Annotated in this window: 1 protein-coding gene; it reads right to left on the reverse strand. The window is 67.0% G+C overall.

The annotated features are described in order from the left end of the window. Positions 1-430, reverse strand: a 430-nt coding sequence (locus tag AC1D0P_RS30145; RefSeq protein ID WP_477680088.1) for a Na/Pi symporter, incomplete at both ends; no start/stop codon positions are given.

Here is a 430-nt window from a genome sequence, read left to right on the forward strand (position 1 = left end):
GAACAGAGCACCGCCAGCACCGCCGCAAAAATCAGCGCCACCGGCCAGGCGCCGTCAAGCAGCCCGATAAAGGCGCCCAAGGCTGGCGAATGACGCAGCGGCGCGGTGGCTGCCGACAGCAATTGCAGCGACAGCAGCATCAGCGCGATGCCGATCAGCGCCGCGCCGCCGCCCTGCCTTGCGCTGTTCTTGCCGCGATAGAGAACAATGCCGACCAGCAGCATCAGCGGCGCGAGCCATTCTATGCCTTGTGCGACGACCCAGGCCGTGACGGCAGTGCCGACATTGGCGCCCAGCAGCACGACCTGCGCCATCCGCCCTCGGATCAGGTTACGCTCGACGAAGGACGCGGTCATCAGCGCCGTCGCGGTCGAGCTCTGCAGACCAAGCGTGGCGACAAAGCCGGTAACGATCGCGCGCAGGCTGCTGC

The sequence above is a fragment of the Polaromonas sp. P1_G2 genome (genome assembly GCF_056405515.1).